A 15,939-nucleotide genomic window follows, 5' to 3' on the forward strand; every position below is an offset into this window, starting at 1 on the left:
CGCGCGACGGCCGGGCCGCGCGACGGCCGGGCCGCGCGACGGCCGGGCCGCGCGAAGGCCGGGCCGCGCGAAGGCCGGGCCGCGAAGGCCGGGCCGCGCGAAGGCCGCGCCGCGGGGGACTTGGTGGCGGTGTCGCCCATGCGGCGGCCGGGCCGCGAAGGCCGCGCCGCGGGACGTGGTGGCGGTTTCGCCCATGCGGCGGCCGGGCCCCGCGCGAAGGCCGCGCCGCGGGACGTGGTGGCGGCGTCGCCCATGCGGCGGCCGGGCCCCGCGCGAAGGCCGCGCCGCGGGACGTGGTGGCGATTTCGCCCATGTGAAGGCCGCGCCACGCGGAGGCCGTGCCGCACGACGTGGTGGCCGTCGCCCATGTGAAGGCCGCGCCACCAACGGGTGGTGGCGCGGCCTTCGGGCGCTCAGCGGGCCCGGTTGGTGAGCAACCGCCGCGGGCTGAGCCGCCCGATTCGTTCGCGTAGCCGGGACACGGTCGTCACCGCCGAGGTCGAGACGTCGACCACCGCGCCCTTCCAGCGGGCCACGACCGAGGGCGGGAAGACCGCCGCCACCAGGCGGACGCGCCTTGTCGCCCGGCTGGACAGGCCGCGGCGGACCGTGCGGACCGCCTCGGTCAGGCCCGGGCCGGTGAGCGGGCTGCGCGCGTAGCGGGCCCGTTCCTCGGCCCGCCCCAGCAGCCGCACGCCGTCGATCGCGCCGGTCGCGTCGCCGCGCAACTCGGCCACCGCCAGGCGTTCCGCGGTGGCCCGCGGGGTTTCGGTCAGGTCGACCGGGACCCGGTAGTCGACCAGCGTGTCCATCAACTCGTCCCACGCCGCGTGGGCGTGTGCCCGGCTGCGCCGGGCCTCGTCGCTCGTCGGCAGCACCGTCGCCGCGCCGGGCTGCAGGTCGGCCGCGGCACCGGCCGCGGTCGAGATGCGGCGCCGGCGGCGCAGCGCGGAGCGGCGGAACGCCGGCGCGCCGAGCAGGAGCACCACGAGCAGCACGGCGCCGGCCGTGTAGAACGGCCACTTCGGGGTGGTCGGGGCCGGGCCGGACGGTAGCGCCTCGTTGCCACCGGGGTCTTCCTTGCCGGGCAGGTCGCTCTGGTCGTCGCTGCCCGCGCCGGCCGCTGCCGACGGGGTCGCCGACGGGGTGGTGCGCGGCTGGTCCGGGTCGGGGGCGTAGTCCGGGCGCAGCGCGCCGGGAACGCCCGTACGCGGGGTCGCGTCGAACGGCACCCAACCGTATTCGGGGCCGAAGTAGACCTCGGTCCAGGCGTGCAGGTTGTAGTTGGTCAGCACCATCGCGTCGCCGTCGCGGGAGGTGCCGTTCGTGAAGCCGAACGCCACCCGCGCGGGGATGCCGGCCTGGCGGACCATCCACGCCATCGTCGCGGCGTACTGCTGGCAGTAGCCCTTCTTGTTGGTCAGGAAGTTGACGATGTCTTCACCGGAGGTGCCGCCTTCGGTCTGCAACTCGTAGCGGAAGCCGTTGGCCGACGAGAAGAAGCGGTAGATCGCCATCACCCGGTCGTAGGTGTTGGTCTTGCCGACGATCAGCTCGTTGACCTTCGTGCGGACCTGCTGGACCTGTGGCACCTGGGTGAAGCGCTTGACCTCGAGGCTGTCGGGGTTGGGCGGATCGGCCGCCCGCAGGGCGTCTTCGGTGTAGTTGGCCCGGACGAAGTCGAACGAGTAGTCCTTGTCGCGGGTGTTCGCCCGGTTGGAGAAGATGACCTGCTGGTTGGTGTCGTAGAGCCACTGGTTGTCGAGGCCGTCGGTGCCGATCGGGACGCCGTAGATCGGCGCGAACTGCATCTGGAAGTCGGTCGATATGTCGACCGACGCCGAGTACTGCTCGTAGGTCACACCGGCGCGCGGCGCGGCCCGCGGGTCTTCGAGTTGGCGCAGGCTGCGGCCCTGTGGCGAGCGGCTGCGGAAGCCCTGCGACGTGACGTCGTCAGCGACCGCGAAGCGAAGGTAGAACGGGTCGGGGTCGGTTGTCGTCACGCGCGCGTAGGTGACGAGCCTGTTCTGCCGCAGTTGACCCTGCAGCGCGGCGAACAGGTTGACCCGCCCGGGCTGGCCGGACCCGTCGCCCATGCCGGTGCCGTCGCCGGCGCCGTTGTTGAAGCGCGACATCAGCCCCGAGGTCATTCCCGGGATGGCGACCGGGAGCGCGACCGCGAGCAGCACACCGACGACCGCTAGCCGGCGGCCGGCCGCGGCCAGCGGTGACGGTTCCCAGACGTCGACGTCGCGGCCGTCGCCGGTGAACCGGCGGCCGAAGCGGCGCACGCCGTCGACCTTGTCGGCGACCAGCAGCCAGAGAAAGCCCATCGCGCCGACGACGAACGGCAGGAACGAGACGCTGCTGGAGTAGACCGCGACCGGCACCGAGTAGATGGCCAGCATCGGCAGCCCGGCCAGCGCCGGCCGGCGCAGGCCGACCACGACCAGGTCGACGACCACCGCGACCGCGCCGATGCCCAGCACGGTGACGAACAGCAGCGGGTCGCTGTCGGGGACCAGGACGGCGAACGTGCGCATGTCCTGACCGGACTGGCTGAGCAGGTCGCCGAAGTGCTCCAGCGTACCCGTCCAGGGCACGATCCCGGCGATCTCCTCCCCGCTCGGGAACAGCCAGGTCAGCGCCAGCAGCAGGGTGACCCCCATGGCGATGAACTGGGCCCAGACCGGCGCCCGCGCGGTGCGGGCCACGGTGGCCGCGCCGGCGATCAGCGCAACCGCGATGGTGCACTGGATCAGCCACGTCCACTGCTCGAAGATGGTGCTCAGGGGCGCCGCGGCCATCAGCGTGGCGACCGCCGCCACCAGACCCATGTGCCGCCGGCTCCTCATCGCGCCACCCCCAACGTTCCGGCGACGGTCTCGGCCATGGTGGCCCGGTAGGCGAAGCCCTGCGATCCGCGCGCGGCCTGCGGCCACAGTGCCGGCAGCTTGTCGCCGTGTGCCGCGCCGACCACCCGCCAGCCGCTGCTCAGCAGGCCGAGTGCGGCGGCCTCCTGCGCGGCGTCGGCCTCGGCCCGGGCCTCGGGCGCGAGGTTGAGCCAGGTCGACGTGTCGACCAGGACGGCGATGCAGGTGGCGTTGTTGCCGCGCAGCGCGGCCAGCAACTCGGTCTCGCCGGGCTCCAGGCCGCCCAGGACCGCGATCACCAGACCTCCGTCGGAGCGCCGCCGGACCCGCTCGACCAGCAGGCCCACGTCGCCGCGCGGGGTCAGCTTCACGTCGGCGAGGTGGTCGAGCAGGGTGCCCTCGCCGGCCGCCTCGCCCGCGTCGACGTCGACGCCGGCGTCGGTGACCAGGCGCAGTTTGTAGCCCGCGGCCCGCAGGTGCACCGCGATCGAGGCGGCGGCCGAGACCGCCCACTCGAAGCTCGACGTCGGGCCCTCGCCGCGGTGCCCGTACTGCCGGGTGTCGAGCACCACCGTGGCCCGGCTCTCCCAGGGCTGCTCCTCGCGGCGGACCATCAGCTCGCCGACCCGCGCGGTCGACTTCCAGTGCACCCGGCGCAGGTCGTCGCCGCGCCGGTATTCGCGGGTGGCGGCGTCGTCCTCACCGTGCACGGCGACCGACCGGGCCCGGCTGTCGCCGGTGCCGTTGAACTCGCCGACCAGCCGCACCGGTGGCAGCGGCACCACCTGCGGGATCACGGTGAGCCGGTCGACCGACGGGAACGACCGGGACAGCTCGCACAGCCCGAACGGGTCGGTCAGCCGGACCACCAGCGGGCCGACCTCGTAGCGGCCGCGGACGTCGGCCCGCACCGTGTAGGCCACGGAGCTGGCCTGGTGGGCGCCGAGCCGTTCGAGCACCACGCGGGGCCGGCTGCCTAGCGCGTAGGGCAGCCGGTCTTCGAGCAGCAGGGTGCCGGTCGGCAGCCGGGACAGGTTCTGCAGCCGCAGGATCACCCGCGAGCTGGCGCCGACCTGCACCCGGTGCGGGTCGAGCGACCGGCTGCAGGCCAGCTTGTAGCGGCTGCGCCCGACGTAGGCGGCGGCGAGCAGCGGCAGGACCATGAGCAGCACCGCGACCCGGAGCAGGTCTTTCTCGCCGAGGATCAGCGCGGACAGGGCGGCCGCGCCGCCGGCGGCGACGAACGAGCGACCGCGCGTGGTCAGCCCGCGCAGTGCCTCGCGCACGTCACATCCTCCGGTAGTCGCCGCGGCCGTCGCTCTGCGGTGCCCTGGTGTCGTAGGGGGACTGGGGGCGGTGGTGTGGCAGCGGCAACCGGTGGACGATGTCGGCGACGATCGCGTCGGTCGTGCGGCGGGCGAGCTGCGCGTCGGCGGTCGGGATGATCCGGTGCGCGAGCACCGGCACGGCCAGCGCCTGCAGGTCGTCGGGGAGCACGTAGTCGCGGCCCTCCAGCGCGGCGACGGCGCGGGCGGTGCGGATGAGCTGGAGCGCCGCGCGGGGGGAGGCGCCGAGCCGCAGGTCGGGCGCTTCGCGGGTGGCGGTGACCAGGTCGACCGCGTATTGCTTGACCGCGTCGGCGACGTGCACGTCGCGAACGGTGGCGATCAGCCGGCGCACCGTGGCGGCGTCGGAGACCGACCGCAGGCCGTAGATCGGGTCGTGTGCCCCGTGCGCGTCGAGCATCTTGAGCTCGGAGGCCTGGTCGGGGTAGCCCATCGCGATCCGGGCGGTGAACCTGTCGCGCTGCGCCTCGGGCAGCGGGTAGGTGCCCTCCATCTCGATCGGGTTCTGCGTCGCGATCACCATGAACGGCGTCTGCAGCTCGTAGGTGGTGCCGTCGACGGTGACCTGATGCTCTTCCATGCACTCGAGCAGCGCCGACTGGGTCTTCGGCGACGCCCGGTTGATCTCGTCGCCGACGACCAGGTTGGCGAACACCGCGCCCGGCTTGAACTCGAAGTCGTGGTTCTCCTGGTTGTAGACACTCACCCCGGTGACGTCGCTGGGCAGCAGGTCGGGGGTGAACTGGATGCGCCGCACCGAACAGTCGATCGACCGCGCCAGCGCCTTGGCCAGCTTGGTCTTGCCGACACCGGGCACGTCTTCGATCAGGAGGTGACCCTCGGCGAGCAGGACGGCGAGCGCGAGCCGCACCGTGGCCGTCTTGCCCTCGATGACCTGCTCGATGTTGGTCACGATGGCATCGCTGGCGGCTCGGAACTCGGGACCGGGCAGCGGTGCGCCCAACTCGTCCCAGGTCTGTTGTGTCACGGGCCTCCTCCTCGGGGGTGCTGCGGCTTCATACTCAAGAGCGTCTGGGCCCGTGGTTTGGTTCACCCGGTGCAGTGGGGAATTCGGCAAGCCGCCGCAACACCGCCGGCCCCAGCTGTCCCATCAGGCTATCTGGATTTTTCGGCGCCGCCGACCCGCGTACCCCCGCTGTCCAGGTTGGGTGATTTGACCGTGGGGTGGGCCCTTGAGCGGATAACTGAAAACAACGACAAACCGCGTCATGAATTGGCGGATCGATATCTTTCACAAACGATCATCGACCACTATCGTGACGCCTCATGGCTTCCCCTCAGGCGGACGCGAGTCCGCAACCGGCAGAGGGACCGGCATCCCTCGAAAACTTCGGTTATCGCCAAGAGCTTCGGCGGGAGCTCCGCTTCGTCGACATGCTGGCCTACGGCCTCGTGTTCATGGTGCCGATCGCCCCCTTCGCCATCTTCGGCTCGGTCTTCCAGGTCTCCGGCGGCATGGTCGCGCTGACCTACGTCGTCGCACTCGTGGCGATGCTGTTCTCGGCCAACTCGTACGCGCAGATGGTGAAGGCCTTCCCGATGGCCGGATCGGTCTACAACTACGCGAGTCGCGGAATCGCGCCCCCGGTCGGATTCGTCGCGGGTTGGGCGATCCTGCTCGACTACATCCTCGTGCCGAGCCTGCTCTACGTGGTCGCGGCATTCTCGATGAACGCCATCATCACCGCCATTCCGACCGCGGTCTGGCTCGTGGTGTTCGTTCTCGTCAACACTCTCGTCAACTATCTCGGCATCAAGATCACCGCCACCGTGACCCGTTGGTTCCTGATCGCCGAACTCGTCGTGCTGGCCCTGGTCGTCGTCGTCTTCCTGATCGCGCTGGGCCAGGGCAAGGGCAACGGGCTCTCCGCCGGCACCGCGCTGTTCAACGGTGACCTGTTCGGCTGGTCGCTCATCTTCGCCGCGGTCGGCGTCGCGATGCTCTCCTTCCTCGGCTTCGACGGCATCTCGATGCTGGCCGAGGAGAACCGCGAAGAGGCCAGCAAGATCGGTCGGGCGATGGCCGGCGCGCTGATCGTCGCCGGCGTGCTGTTCGTCCTGCAGACCTGGCTCGCCTCGATGCTCGTGCCCGGGGCCGACGGGTTGCTCAACGGTGGCGCGGTGGTCGGCGACGAGTTCGCGCAGGCGGCCGAGGCGGCCAGCGGCCACTGGATGTATGTGCTGACCTCGCTGGCCACGGCCCTGGCCTGGGGCATCGCCAACGCGATGGTCGCGCAGGGCGCCACCTCGCGGCTGCTCTTCGCGATGGCCCGCGACAAGCAGTTGCCGGCGTTCCTGGCCAAGGTCTCGCCGCGGCACGCCGTGCCGACCAACGCGGTGTTCCTGGTCGCCGGCCTCTCGCTGGTGCTCGGCCTGACGCTCTGGTTCACCCGCGAGGCCCAGGCGATCACCGACCTCGGCCGGCTGGTCAACTTCGGCGCGCTGATCGCGTTCATCGTGCTGCACGTGACCGTGTTCTGGTGGTACGTGGTCCGCAACGGCAGCCGGGACTGGGTGCGGCACCTGATCCTGCCGGCGCTGGGCCTGGCGATGCTCGTCTACGTGGTGATCAACCAGAAGATCTTCGCGCAGCTCATCGGCGGGATCTGGGTGCTCATCGGCATCGTGGTGGTCAGCGTCCTGGTCGCGACCAAGCGCACCCCGATGCTCTCGGGCCTCTCCGAGGAGACCACGGTGGACCCCGACGACAATCTCACCGCGGCTCCCTAAGATCACGATCACCAACACCCGGAAGGCGGAAGCGTGACCGACGTCCTCCGCTACCGGCCGGCGGCCGCCGAACTGAGCTACACGTTCGGCGGCCGCGAGCCGGTGGCCCGCATCAAGCCCGGCGACATCCTTTCGACCTACACCGAAGACTGCTTCGGTGGTGCCGTCCGGGGTGTCGGCGACCTGCCCTCGCGGGTCTGCGAGTTCCCCTACCTCAACCCGGTGACCGGGCCGTTCCACGTGGAAGGCGCCGAACCCGGCGACACGCTCGCGCTGCACTTCATCTCGATCACCCCGGCCCGCGACTGGGCCATCTCCTCGACGTTCCCGCACTTCGGCGCCCTCACCACCACGCACACCACGGCGATGCTGCACGAGCCGTTGGAGGAGCGGGTCTGGGTGTACGAGCTCGACAAGGCCAACTCGCTGGTCCGCTACACGGCGCGCAACAGTGACTTCACCGTCGACCTGCCGCTGGACCCGATGCACGGCACGGTCGGCGTGGCGCCGGGTGCGTTCGAGGCCCGGATGACGATCGTGCCCGACGCGCACGGCGGCAACATGGACACACCCGAGTTGCGCGCCGGCAGCACTGTCTACTTCGGTGTCAACGTGCCCGGTGCGCTGTTCGCCCTCGGCGACGGCCACGCCCGCCAGGGCCAGGGCGAGGTGAGCGGCGTCGCGGTCGAGGCGGCGATGGACACCGTCGTGGCGGTCGAGCTGATCAAGGGGGTCGCCACGCCGTGGCCCCGGCTGGAGACCGACGACCATCTCATGTCGACCGGTTCGGCCCGGCCGCTCGAAGACGCGTTCCGGATCAGCCAGCACGACCTGGTCACCTGGGTCGCCGACGCGGGCAAGCTCGACGTGCTCGACTCCTATCAACTGATCAGCCAGGCGGGCGAGGCCCCGGTGGGCAACGTATGTGACGCCAACTACACGATGGTCGCGAAGGTGGCGAAGCGCTACCTTCCCTCCGTCGACATGTATCAGGGCGTCCACGCCCGACTACGCGCCCTCGCCGACAGCTACCGCTGAGCGCCCGTCGAGGGGGAGGGACGGACGCGGTGCGACTGCGCGAAGAGCTGTTCCTGCTCGGCTACGACAACGCCGGGAAGCCAGCCGTTCACGCCGACAGCCTCGACATCGGTGTCGCCGGGGCCCGGCTGATCGAACTCGTGCTCGCCGGCCGGGTGGCTGTCGCCGCCGGCCGGCTCAGCGCGGTCGAGGCGCCGGCCACCGGCGACGCCGACGACGACGGTCTGCTCGCGGCGATCGCCCGGTCGCCCCAGCCGCCGCCGCTGGCCGGCGCCCTCTCCCAGTTGCGCACGGGCGCCATCGACGCGGTGCGTGCCGACCTGCTCGCCGAGGGCGTGTTGACCAAGGCCGTGCAGCGCCGGCTCGGCCTGGTGCCGGTGACCCGCTACCCGGCCGACGAGGCGGTGGTCCGCACGATCACCGTCCGGCTCTGGTACGCCGCGCACGGCCGCTCGCAGCCCGACGAGCCGACCGCCGCCCTGTGCGGCCTGGTGCACGCCGTGCTGTTGCACGAGCACGTCTTCACCACGATGCCGATGGCCGGCCTCGAGCCGCGGCTGCGCGACATCCGCTCCCGGCTCGCCCCGCCCGTGCGCGAGATCGTCGATGGCGTCGGCACGCTGGTGGCCAGCGCCGCGTTCGCGATCTATCGCTGATCCGGGTAGACTGCCGGCATGGCCAGGGCCTTCCTGCTCCTTATCGAGCCGTGCTGACGCGCTGACGCGTTCGCACGGCTACCCCTCCTGCGTGAGGGGCTTTTTTATGCCCTGAGATCGCCAGACCCAACCCCCGCGCGCCACACCCCTGGCCGAGACGATGAAAATACCGAGGTGGCGAAGATGAGCGAGGCAGCCGAGCGTCCCGACCAGGACGTCCCACCGTTCCGATACACGGCCGCGCTGGCGGGCGACATCGAGCAGCGGTGGCAGGACTACTGGGAGGCCCGCGGCACGTTCCGGGCGCCCAACCCGGTCGGCGAACTGGCCGACCCCGAGCACCCCCGGGCCGGCGCCCCCAAGATCTACGTGCACGACATGTTCCCCTACCCGTCCGGCGACGGGCTGCACGTCGGTCACCCGCTGGGCTACATCGGCACCGACGTCTACACCCGGTTCAAGCGGATGACCGGCTTCAACGTGCTGCACCCGATGGGCTTCGACGCCTTCGGCCTGCCCGCCGAGCAGTACGCCGTGCAGACCGGCACCCACCCGCGGATCACCACCGAGCGCAACATGGTCCGCTTCTGGGCCCAACTGCGCCGCCTGGGCATGGGCTACGACGACCGCCGCAAGATCGCTACCAGCGAGCCCGAGTTCTTCCGCTGGACCCAGTGGATCTTCCTGCAGATCTTCAACTCCTGGTACGACACGGACGCCGGCCGCGCCCGCCCGATCGACGAACTGGTCGACCAGTTCGCGACCGGCACCCGCCCGACGCCCGACGGCCGGCCATGGGCCGAGCTGTCCGGGGTGGAGCGGCGCGCGCTGCTGGACGAGCACCGGCTGGCCTACGTCTCCGAGGCGCCGGTCAACTGGTGTCCGGGCCTGGGCACCGTGCTGGCCAACGAGGAGGTCACCCCCGACGGCCGCAGCGAGCGGGGCAACTACCCGGTGTTCAAGCGCCGGCTGAAGCAGTGGATGATGCGGATCACGGCGTACGCCGATCGCCTGGTCGACGACCTGGACGCGCTGGACTGGCCGGAGCCGGTCAAGCTGATGCAGCGCAACTGGATCGGGCGCTCGACCGGCGCGCACGTCGACTTCCCGTTCGAGACCCCGGCCGGCGCGCGGGGCACGATCACCGTGTTCACCACCCGGCCCGACACGCTGTTCGGCGCCACCTACATGGTCGTCGCGCCGGAGCACGAGATCGTCGACACGCTGACGGCGGTGACCTGGCCGGAGGGCACCCACGCACGGTGGACCGGCGGGCACGCCACGCCGGCCGAGGCGGTCTCCGAATACCGGCGGGCCGCAGCCCGCAAGACCGAGGTCGAGCGGGCCGCCGAGGCGCGCGACAAGACCGGCGTCTTCACCGGCACCTACGCGGTCAACCCTGTCAACGGCGCGCGCATCCCGGTGTTCATCGCCGACTACGTGCTGGCCGGCTACGGCACCGGGGCGATCATGGCGGTGCCCGGCCAGGACGAGCGCGACTGGGAGTTCGCCGAGGTCTTCGAGCTGCCGATCGTCCGCACGGTGCGGCCGAGCGACGGCTTCGACGGCAAGGCCTTCACCGGCGACGGCCCGGCCGTCAACTCCTCCGCCCCCGACCGCGGCCTGGTCCTGGACGGCCTGGGCGTGGTCGAGGCCAAGGCGACGATGATCGCCTGGCTGGAGGCACACGGCGCGGGCAAGGGTGCGACCACCTACCGGCTGCGCGACTGGCTGTTCAGCCGGCAGCGCTACTGGGGTGAGCCGTTCCCGATCGTCTACGACGAGACCGGCCTGCCGGTCGCGCTGCCCGACTCCATGCTGCCGGTGTCGCTGCCCGAGGTCGACGACTTCGCGCCGCGCACCTTCGACCCCGACGACGCCGACAGCAACCCGGAGACGCCGCTGTCCCGCGCCCGTGAGTGGGTCGACGTCGAACTGGACCTGGGCGACGGGCCCAAGCGCTACATTCGCGACACCAACACGATGCCCAACTGGGCCGGGTCGTGCTGGTACGAACTGCGCTACCTGGACCCGCGCAACGACAAGCACGCCGTCGACCCGGAGAACGAGGCCTACTGGATGGGCCCGCGGCACGAGGGCGACTGCGGCGGCGTCGACCTGTACGTCGGTGGCGTCGAACACGCGGTGCTGCACCTGCTGTACGCCCGGTTCTGGCACAAGATCCTGTTCGACCTGGGCTACGTCTCGTCCTTCGAGCCGTTCCGCCGCCTGTTCAACCAGGGCTACATCCAGGCGTACGCGTTCCGCGACGCGCGGGGCATGGTGGTCCCGGCCGAGGAGGTGGAGGAGCGCGAGGGCACCTGGTTCCACGACGGGGTCGAGGTGCGCCGCGAGTACGGCAAGATGGGCAAGTCGCTGAAGAACGTGGTGACGCCCGACGAGATGTGCGAGGCCTACGGGGCCGACACGTTCCGCGTCTACGAGATGGCGATGGGCCCGCTGGACGTCTCCCGCCCCTGGGAGACCCGGGCGGTCGTGGGTGCGCAGCGCTTCCTGCAGCGCGTCTGGCGCCTGGTCGTCGACGAGGAGTCCGGCGCGACCCGGGTCAGCGACGAGCCGGCCGACGAGGCCACCCGGCGCCTGCTGCACCGCGTCATCGACGGCGTCCGCGGCGACCTGGACGAGCTGCGCTTCAACACCGGCGTGGCGAAGCTGATCGAGCTGACCAACGGGCTGACGGCGCTGGGCTCGGCCGCTCCTCGCGAGGTCGTCGAGCCGCTGGTCCTGATGACGGCACCGTTCGCGCCGCACGTGGCCGAGGAGCTGTGGCAGCGGCTGGGGCACACGTCGTCGCTGGCCTACGCCGACTTCCCGGTCGCCGACCCGGCCCTGCTGGTGGCCGAGGAGGTCACCTACCCGGTCCAGGTGAACGGCAAGGTCCGCGGGCGCGTCTCGGTCGCGGCCGATGCCGGAGACGACGAGGTCCAGGCGACCGCACTGGAAGCCGTTGCCGACGCGCTGGCCGGCAAGGCGCCGAAGAAGGTCATCGTCGTGAAGGGACGGATGGTCTCGGTCGTGGTTTAGGCCGCGTCCCACGACCGGTCCTGGTGCGACGTACGGGCCGCGATCATCGGTCGCGGCCCGGCGGCCACCGTGCTTCGCGGCGGTCGACCGCCGGCTCCGACGGTCAGGCGGTGGCGCCGCCGTCGACGACGATGTCATGGCCCACGACGAAGCTGGACTCGTCGGACGCGAGCCACAGGACGACCGCCGCCACCTCCGTCGGGTCGCTCACCCGGCCGGCCGGGACGGCGCCGCGCACGCGGGCGTCGCGGTCCGCCCTCGTCTCGCCCGGCCGGAACGACATCGGTGTGTCGCTGGCGCCGGGGCTGACCGCGTTGATCCGGATCCCGTCACCGATGTGGTCGCGGGCCGCCGTGCGGGTCAGCGCGCTCACCGCGGCCTTGGTGGCCGCGTAGGCGGCCATCCCGGGCCGGCGGCCGTGCGCGCCGATGTTCGACGCCATGTTGACGATCACTCCGCCCCCGTTGCCGCGCATGTGGGCGATCTCGTGCCTCATGGCCAGGAACACCCCGGTCAGGTTGACGTCCACCTGCCGCGCCCAGTCGGCCTCGTCGAGGTCGCCCAGCGGCACCGGCGCGGTGAACACGCCGGCGCTGTTGACGGCCACGTGCAGACCACCGTGCCGGCGAACCACCTGGGCGACCAGATCGGCCACCTGCGCGCTGTCCGTCACGTCGGCGGCAACCCAGTCGACCGTGCCGCCGGCGTCGCCCGTCGCGGCGGCCGCCGAGGCGAGCTTGCGCGGGTCACGGCCCGTCAGCACGACGGTCGCGCCCTGCTCGGCGAACGCTCGCCCGGTGGCGCCGGCGATGGCGCCCGAGCCACCCGTGATGAGGACGACCCGGTCGGCGAAGCGCGCTGTCATGGTCAAGTCCTACCGTCCGGCACCGACCGGCGTCACCGTGAGGCTGGTCTCCCGCGGGACGGTCGCACCATGAAGACATCGATCGGGTCCTGCGCCTCCACGGTGAAGCCATGGCGCTCGTACAGCCGCTGCGCGGCGCTGCCGCGGAGCACGTTCAGGCGGACCGGCGCGTCCTCGGCGTCGGCCCGCTCCAACAACGTTCGCAGCACCGCGGAGCCGAGGCCGCGGCCCTGCACGCCCGGCACGAGATAGAAGTGCTCGAGCCACCGCCCGTCGTCGGCCGGCCGAAGGGTCACGCAGCCCGCGAAGGTGTCGTCGACGACGATGACCGAGGTGTGCACCGGCGAGAACGAGTCGCGCAGCCGCTGTCGGACCCGCCGCTCGTCGAACCGGCCCAGTCGCTCCAGGTCCGGCCGCATGACGGTGGCCCGCAGCTCGGCGATCGTCTCGACGTCCGCCGGATCAGCGGACCGCAGCGTCCATCGCGCCGTGTCCTGCGGCCTGTGCACGGCGGCTAAGCCGGACCGGTCGTCGGGCGGCTCGACCGGCGCCAGCGCCAGATGATGACCGCGGTGGCGAACAGGCCGAAGGTCGCCGGCGCGACGGCGAACCAGTTGATCGAGCCGGGCGAGACCACCGCGGACCCGATCGCCGCGTAGCCGAACGCCGACGGGATCGACGCGATCACGCTGCCGGCCAGGTAGGGCAGCAGCCGGGCCCCGGTGGTGCCGTAGCCGTAGCTGACCAGGCCGAAGCCGCCGATCGGGAGGAGCCGCACGGTGATCACGCCCAGCAGGGACTGGCGACTGAACCAGCCGTCGAGCCGGGCCAACCGGCCACGGACCCGGGCGGCCACGAAGTCGCGGCCGAGCCAGCGCCCGACCGCGAAGCCGAGCAGGGCCGCCAGCAACGCGGCCGCCAGGGTGTAGCCCGCACCACCGAGCGGACCGAACAGCGCACCCCAGGCCACCGTGATCAGCGTCCGCGGCACCAGCACGATCAGCAGCGCCGCGCCCACGCCGACCGCGGCCAACGGGGCGAACGGGCCCAGCCGGTCGACCATGTCTGGGATGGCGCGCAGGTCTGGCGGCGCCACCAGGAGCAGCAGGCCGCAGGCGCAGAGCAGGCCGACCAGGATGGTGAACCGCAGCACCGGCCGCCGGTGCCAGCGCGCGGGCGACGGGGGCGAGGTCACTGCTGGACGGCGAGCTCGCGCTCGTGGCGCAGGCGCTCGGCCCAGGTGTCGTCGAGCGGCGGCAGGTAACCCGCGCCGGTCGCCCAGCGCAACAGCAGGTCGGCCAGGGCCGGGTTGCGGGACAGCGCCGGACCGTGCGAGTAGGTGCCGAGCAGGTTGCCCCGCCAGGCGCCCTCGCTGGTGCCGTCGTTGCCGATGCCGGTGGTCACCTGGGCCAGCGGCGAGACGCCGGGACCGAGGTGGGTGCGGCCGCCGTGGTTCTCGAAGCCGGACAGCGGCGGCAGGCCCAGCCGGGGGTCGACCGTGCCGTGCAGCTCGCCGACGGCCCGCGACGGGCCCCGGTCGGAGTTCAGGTCGAGCAGGTTGAGACCGGGATACTTGGCGCCCTTGGCGAAGAACGAGCCGCCGAGAAGCTGGTAGCCGGCGCAGACCGCGAACACCACCGAGCCGCGGGCGACCGCCCGGTGCAGGCCGCCGTCGGCGTTGAGCCGCTGCGCGGCCAGCGCCTGCGGGCCGTCTTCGCCGCCGCCGAGCAGGTAGAGGTCGGCCGAGTCGGGCAGGGCCTGGTCGGAGCGCACCTCGATGGTCTCGACCGGGATGCCCCGGGCCCGCGCCCGGGCGGCCAGGATCAGCATGTTGCCCCGGTCGCCGTAGGTCGACAGCAGGTCCGGGTAGATCCAGACGATCCGCAGGTCTTCAGTTGACACGGTCAAGCTCCGCTCGAATGTCCTGGAAGGCGGTGTAGTTGGCGATCACTTCGAGCCGGCCCGGCGGCACCGCCGCGACGGCGTCGGCGAACGACGTGACGTGTTCGAAGGCGACGCCGTTGACCTGGAGACGCACCGCCAGGTCGTACGCCCGGTCGCCGGTGATCAGCACCCGCCGGCCGCGCAGGGGCGCGAAGTCGACGTCGAACAGCCACGACGTGTCGAGGCCGTCGGGGTCGCGGGCGTTGATGGACAGCAGCGTCGGCGCCACCTCGGCCATGTCGAACGCCTCGAGCCAGCTCGCCGGGTTCTTCGCGAGCAGCAGCCGGATCAGCCGACCGTCGCGCTCGACCTGGGCGTAGCGGCCGGCGACCGACGTGACCGCGCCGAGCCGCTTGACCGCGTCGGCCGGGCGGACGCCGAACTGGGCGGCGACGGCGAGCGCGGTGGCCGCGTTGCCGACGTTGACGGTGCCGGGCAACTGGAGGTGGACCTGGTGCCAGGCGCCGGTCGGGTCGATGACGCCGTCTTCCTCGACCACCCAGTCGGGCTTGGGGCGGCGCAGCGGGCAGTTGGTGCAGCGCCAGTCGCCGTGGGCGCGCTCGATCGCACCGCCGCACTCGGGGCAGACCCACGAGTCGTCGTGCCAGCGCTGGCCGGCGCTGAACCAGGTGACGGCGGGGGAGGCCAGCGCGGCCCAGGTGACCATCGGGTCGTCGGCGTTGGCGACGATGTGCACGCCGGGGTGAGCGGCCAGGGCGGTGCGCCACATCTGCGCCATCATCGCCACCTCCTTGGCCCGGTCGAGCTGGTCGCGGGAGAGGTTGAGCAGCGCGACCACCCGCGGCTGGGTCTCGTCGAGGACCCGCGCGAGATAGTGCTCGTCGACCTCCAGCACCGCGAAGGGTGTGGTGCCGGCCTTGGCCAGCGCCGAGGTGTGGCCGGTCGGCATGTTGGCGCCGAACGCGTTGGTGGCCACCCGGCCGAGCCCCTCCAGGGCCGCGACGGTGAGCTTGGTGGTCGTCGTCTTGCCGTTGGTGCCCGAGACCAGCGCCACCGACCGGCCTGCGGCCAGGTGGGTCAGCAGCTCCGGATCGATTTTCAGGCCGATCCAGCCGCCGATCACCGAGCCGTCGCCGCGCCCGGCGGCCCGGGACAGCGCGGCCGCGGTGCGCGACACCGAGCTGGCCACCTTCGCCCGCAGGGGCATTTTCGCGTCAGTCACGCGAGCGAGGTTACCGGACGGGACATAGCACGCGACCGGTCGCGCGCGGACGCTGGGGCTACCAAAAATGCCCGGTTTGTACTTACAAACACGAACGAGTTGTGTGCGTATCGTCACTGATCGTTATTACGCTCGGCGGATCGGACAGTCACCGACTGTCGGTGATGAATCGGGCACGCGTTGTCGGATGGGGCGAGACGCCGCATGCCAACTTCAGTGTGTAGTCAAGCGATTCCAG

General features: G+C 71.8%; 12 protein-coding genes. 4 read left to right on the plus strand and 8 right to left on the minus strand.

Features of this window, described 5'->3' with window-relative positions:
* Positions 1-413: 413 nt before the first annotated feature.
* From AB0J74_RS00005 to AB0J74_RS00015, 3 genes are read right to left on the minus strand one after another with little or no spacing between them, the layout of a single operon-like run.
* Positions 414-2,855: a transglutaminaseTgpA domain-containing protein gene (locus AB0J74_RS00005; RefSeq protein ID WP_363442408.1), complete on the minus strand. Its 2,442-nt coding sequence runs from the start codon at positions 2,853-2,855 to the stop codon at positions 414-416.
* Positions 2,852-4,159 carry a DUF58 domain-containing protein gene (locus AB0J74_RS00010; RefSeq protein ID WP_363442411.1) on the minus strand — a complete coding sequence of 436 codons (1,308 nt, stop codon included), beginning with the start codon at positions 4,157-4,159 and terminating at the stop codon, positions 2,852-2,854. The genes AB0J74_RS00005 and AB0J74_RS00010 overlap by 4 nt, the downstream gene beginning before the upstream one ends.
* 1 nt (position 4,160) lies before the next feature.
* Positions 4,161-5,207 carry a MoxR family ATPase gene (locus tag AB0J74_RS00015; protein WP_363442414.1) on the minus strand — a complete coding sequence of 349 codons (1,047 nt, stop codon included), beginning with the start codon at positions 5,205-5,207 and terminating at the stop codon, positions 4,161-4,163.
* Between the two features lie 407 nt (positions 5,208-5,614).
* Here AB0J74_RS00015 and AB0J74_RS00020 point away from each other — a divergent pair, with 407 nt between their 5' ends.
* From AB0J74_RS00020 to leuS, 4 genes are all read left to right on the plus strand, one after another.
* Positions 5,615-6,970, plus strand: coding sequence for an APC family permease (locus AB0J74_RS00020; RefSeq protein WP_363443971.1), 1,356 nt, complete (start codon positions 5,615-5,617; stop codon positions 6,968-6,970).
* A gap of 33 nt (positions 6,971-7,003) precedes the next feature.
* The gene (locus tag AB0J74_RS00025) at positions 7,004-8,008 is read left to right on the plus strand and encodes an acetamidase/formamidase family protein (protein WP_363442417.1); all 1,005 of its coding nucleotides are present in this window, start codon (positions 7,004-7,006) and stop codon (positions 8,006-8,008) included.
* 29 nt (positions 8,009-8,037) lie between these two features.
* On the plus strand, positions 8,038-8,664 hold the full coding sequence (locus tag AB0J74_RS00030; protein ID WP_363442420.1) for a GPP34 family phosphoprotein: 627 nt from the start codon (positions 8,038-8,040) through the stop codon (positions 8,662-8,664).
* 183 nt (positions 8,665-8,847) lie between these two features.
* Entirely contained in the window at positions 8,848-11,709 is a 2,862-nt protein-coding gene (gene leuS / locus AB0J74_RS00035) for a leucine--tRNA ligase (RefSeq protein ID WP_363442422.1), read from the plus strand.
* Positions 11,710-11,812: 103 nt separating this feature from the next.
* Here leuS and AB0J74_RS00040 read toward each other — a convergent pair whose 3' ends face one another.
* From AB0J74_RS00040 to AB0J74_RS00060, 5 genes are read right to left on the minus strand one after another with little or no spacing between them, the layout of a single operon-like run.
* On the minus strand, positions 11,813-12,574 hold the full coding sequence (locus AB0J74_RS00040; RefSeq protein WP_363442425.1) for an SDR family oxidoreductase: 762 nt from the start codon (positions 12,572-12,574) through the stop codon (positions 11,813-11,815).
* Positions 12,575-12,606: 32 nt separating this feature from the next.
* Positions 12,607-13,083, minus strand: coding sequence for a GNAT family N-acetyltransferase (locus AB0J74_RS00045; RefSeq protein ID WP_363442428.1), 477 nt, complete (start codon positions 13,081-13,083; stop codon positions 12,607-12,609).
* 5 nt (positions 13,084-13,088) lie between these two features.
* A complete protein-coding gene (locus AB0J74_RS00050) occupies positions 13,089-13,769 on the minus strand; it encodes a VTT domain-containing protein (protein WP_363442431.1) in 681 nt (226 codons plus the stop codon).
* Positions 13,766-14,476 carry a glutamine amidotransferase gene (locus tag AB0J74_RS00055; protein ID WP_363442434.1) on the minus strand — a complete coding sequence of 237 codons (711 nt, stop codon included), beginning with the start codon at positions 14,474-14,476 and terminating at the stop codon, positions 13,766-13,768. Before AB0J74_RS00055 ends, AB0J74_RS00050 begins: the two co-directional genes overlap by 4 nt.
* Positions 14,466-15,686, minus strand: a complete 1,221-nt coding sequence (locus AB0J74_RS00060) for a MurT ligase domain-containing protein (RefSeq protein ID WP_363443974.1) — start codon at positions 15,684-15,686, stop codon at positions 14,466-14,468. The genes AB0J74_RS00055 and AB0J74_RS00060 overlap by 11 nt, the downstream gene beginning before the upstream one ends.
* Between the last annotated feature and the right edge of the window lie 253 nt (positions 15,687-15,939).

The organism is Asanoa sp. NPDC049573 (assembly GCF_040676615.1).
Taxonomy (GTDB): domain Bacteria; phylum Actinomycetota; class Actinomycetes; order Mycobacteriales; family Micromonosporaceae; genus Asanoa.

Coding starts and splice junctions, on each gene's coding strand:
- AB0J74_RS00005 (WP_363442408.1), bottom strand. CDS start 2,855: ATGAGGAGCCGGCGGCACATGGGTCTGGTGGCGGCGGTCGCCACGCTG.
- AB0J74_RS00060 (WP_363443974.1), bottom strand. CDS start 15,686: ATGCCCCTGCGGGCGAAGGTGGCCAGCTCGGTGTCGCGCACCGCGGCC.
- leuS (WP_363442422.1), top strand. CDS start 8,848: ATGAGCGAGGCAGCCGAGCGTCCCGACCAGGACGTCCCACCGTTCCGA.
- AB0J74_RS00040 (WP_363442425.1), bottom strand. CDS start 12,574: ATGACAGCGCGCTTCGCCGACCGGGTCGTCCTCATCACGGGTGGCTCG.
- AB0J74_RS00020 (WP_363443971.1), top strand. CDS start 5,615: ATGCTGGCCTACGGCCTCGTGTTCATGGTGCCGATCGCCCCCTTCGCC.